The following is a 2,277-nucleotide window of genomic DNA, read 5'->3' as shown; positions in this document are numbered from 1 at the left end:
AGCGGCAGGTTCTTCGGGAGGTAGGCGAGCCAGGGAACCACGTCGACACCCACGAGCCTGACGCTGGCCTGCCCCTGGCCGCTGTCGCTGAACGGCGTCGCCTCGGCGGCGGAGTCGAATCGGCTGCCGTCGAGCACGAAGGCCAGGCGGGGCTGGACCTGGATCTCGCGCTGCGACGGCAGCGAGCTGACGAAGGGCACGCCGAGCTCGAGCTCGCGGAGGCGGTGGCTCGCCTCGACGCCGGCGTCGAGCAGGTCGGCGCTGCCTCGGGTGACGACGATGTTGTGGACCGCGAAGCGCGCGGGTGCCTCGTCCTTGTCGGCGGCGAACCGGGCCGCCAGACGCTGCAGGACGTCGTCGACATCGAGACGGCCGGCCGCGTCGCGGGCCAGACGCAGGGTGGGCGCTTCGATGCGCAGCGAGTCGACCACCGGGGCCCCGCGGAGCACCGACTCGATCGCCAGGTCGGCCTCGATGCGGCCGATCGCCAGCTGCGGGGCGGTCGGCGTCGCCGTCGGCCCCGCCGCGGCACCGGCCTGCTCCGCGCCGGCGATCGCCAGCGATTCGACGACCAGCGTCAGGGTCCAGGGCTGGAAGCTGATCGCACCCATCGTGAGGCGGCGGCCCAGCGTCTCGGCACCGGCCTTTTCCGCGACGTGGCGGACAAGCGGCGGCACGTAGAACCAGGCCGCGCTCCACACCAGGACGAAGGCCAGCGCGGCCCACGCCGCCCGGATCAGCAGCTGCGGCGACCGGGGCGCGGCGGCGACAGGCGCCTGCGGGTCGGCGGGGAGCTCCATCGACGCATTCTGCGTCGACGCGCGGCCGGCCTCAGCCGGCGAGCTCGAGGATGCTCCAGATCTCTTCGGCGACGCGGCGCATGTGCACGTCGGGGTTGGCTTCCTGCATGCCGGCGTCGTCGATGCCTTGGGCCGCGGCCCTCAGCTCGGCGAGCGTCGATTCCGACAGCAGGCGCGCGATCGTCTGCAGGACCAGGCGGTGCGCCACCAGGCGGGCTTCGAGTTCCCGGATGCGGGCGTTGGCTTCTTCTTCCATGGCGGCTTCGGCGGTGGCCGACCATAGCGCGGGCGAGGCGGGTCGGCGAGGGAAAAGCAGGCGCGCCAGTGTAGGAGGGCGCCGAATTCGCCCGCTTGCGGGTCCGGCGCGACGCTACTCCACCGGGTCGAGGTCCTCGCCGCGGCTGGTGGCGAGGATGTCGAAGGCGACGATGAACATCGCCACGATCACCGGCCCGATGACGAAGCCGCTCAGGCCGAAGATCGACAGGCCGCCGATGGTCGAGATGAGCACCACGTAGTCGGGCAGCTTGGTCTCCTTGCCGACCAGGATCGGGCGCAGGATGTTGTCGACCAGGCCGATGACGATGGTGCCGAAGGCGATCAGGGCCACGCCCTTCCAGATGGCGCCGGTGGCCAGCAGGTAAATGGCGACCGGGCCCCAGATCAGGGCTGCGCCTATGGCCGGCAGCAGCGAGAGGAAGGCCATGACCACGCCCCAGAGAATGGGCGCGTGCACGCCGAGCACCCACAGGGCCAGCCCGCCGAGCGTGCCCTGGACCATGGCGACGAGGACGTTGCCCTTCACGGTCGCGCGGATCACCGCCGCGAGCTGCTTCAGCAGCCGGTCCTTGTGCGCGGGCTGGAGCGGAACGGCGCGGCGGATGTTGCGCACGATGCGCGGCCCGTCGAGCAGCAGGAAGAAGAGCACGTACATCGCGATGAAGAAGGCGATGACGAAGTCGAGCGTGTCCGAGCCGATGCCGACGACGCGGGTGGCGACGGCCTGGCCGCGCTCCATCACGCCGGCGCGCAGCCGCTCTTGCAGCACGGCCAGCTCGCCCATGCCGGCGCGGTCCAGCAAGCCGGTCAGCCACGCCGGCAGCGCGGCGACGACCTGCTCGAAGTAGCGGCCGAAGTCGACCTCGCCGGACTTGACGCGCTGGTAGAGGCCGGTCACCTCCTGGAACAGAGAGGTGGCGATCAGGGTCAGAGGCAGGATCACCATGACGAGGACGATCGACAGCGTCGCCAGGGCCGCGAGCACACGCCTGCCGCGCAAGCGCTTCAGCAGCCAGTTGTAGGCCGGCGTGAACAGCAGGGCCAGCACCCCGGCCCAGAACACGGCGCCGAAGAAGGGCCACAGGATCAGCGCGACGGCGAGTGTGAGAAGCACGAGCAGCAGGGCGAAGCTCTTCTGCTCGAGGTGCGGCGGCGCGGCGGGTTCTGGGCGGCTCATGCAGGCGCCGAGCGGGCTCGG

The 2,277-nt window shown here is 71.4% G+C and carries 3 protein-coding genes; all 3 read right to left on the bottom strand.

Annotation, left to right across the window (positions count from 1 at the left end):
- Positions 1-800 (bottom strand): DUF748 domain-containing protein (locus AC30N0_RS03475; RefSeq protein ID WP_489516542.1); only part of this gene is annotated, 800 nt, incomplete at its 3' end.
- A 31-nt stretch (positions 801-831) separates the two neighbouring features.
- On the bottom strand, positions 832-1,056 hold the full coding sequence (locus AC30N0_RS03470) for a hypothetical protein (protein WP_489516541.1): 225 nt from the start codon (positions 1,054-1,056) through the stop codon (positions 832-834).
- A gap of 114 nt (positions 1,057-1,170) precedes the next feature.
- Complete coding sequence (locus AC30N0_RS03465; protein WP_489516543.1) at positions 1,171-2,256, bottom strand: AI-2E family transporter; 1,086 nt, start codon at positions 2,254-2,256, stop codon at positions 1,171-1,173.
- Positions 2,257-2,277 lie beyond the last annotated feature (21 nt).

This window comes from Rhizobacter sp., assembly GCF_031412495.1.
In the GTDB taxonomy this organism is placed as follows: Bacteria; Pseudomonadota; Gammaproteobacteria; order Burkholderiales; family Burkholderiaceae_C; genus Schlegelella_A.
The sequence above is the reverse complement of the archived record's forward strand: the minus strand, read 5'-3'. Positions and strand labels throughout refer to the sequence as shown.

Coding starts and splice junctions, on each gene's coding strand:
- AC30N0_RS03470 (WP_489516541.1), bottom strand. CDS start 1,056: ATGGAAGAAGAAGCCAACGCCCGCATCCGGGAACTCGAAGCCCGCCTG.
- AC30N0_RS03465 (WP_489516543.1), bottom strand. CDS start 2,256: ATGAGCCGCCCAGAACCCGCCGCGCCGCCGCACCTCGAGCAGAAGAGC.